Annotated in this window: 1 protein-coding gene; it reads left to right on the plus strand. The window is 30.6% G+C overall.

Annotation, left to right across the window (positions count from 1 at the left end):
• Window positions 1-258: 258 nt before the first annotated feature.
• Window positions 259-431: helix-turn-helix domain-containing protein (locus E4T68_RS10035; protein WP_135126064.1), on the plus strand; the 173-nt coding region annotated here is incomplete at its 3' end.

A 431-nucleotide genomic window follows, 5' to 3' on the forward strand; every position in this document is an offset into this window, starting at 1 on the left:
CAACAAGCTTGCTTGATACTTTAATAGCATACATTATTTTGCCCTATAAGTGCAATGATTTTTTTTAAAATCATTGCACTTATAGTGGCCCACATTTTGGGACATTTTCATTTTCGATTGACAGATTTGTCAATAGAAAATTATTATTTATTTTCTAAACCCGTGTTGTAAAATGAAGTGCAACAAATAAAAATAAACAAAAAAACATGAAAATCAGCTATACTAAAGTTGCTAAACCAAATAGATAGGAAGATTTTCATGCCCGAAGTACATTATACCACAAAACGACACTATAAACACTTACGTGATAAAGAAAGAAGTCAAATTGAAATATTATTAAACGAGGGCTATACTATTTCAAAAATTGCAACACTACTGAATCGCCATAAATCCACCATTTCACGTGAAATCAAACGTGGCTCTGTTCTACA

This window comes from Granulicatella sp. WM01, from assembly GCF_004570605.1.
In the GTDB taxonomy this organism is placed as follows: Bacteria; Bacillota; Bacilli; order Lactobacillales; family Aerococcaceae; genus WM01.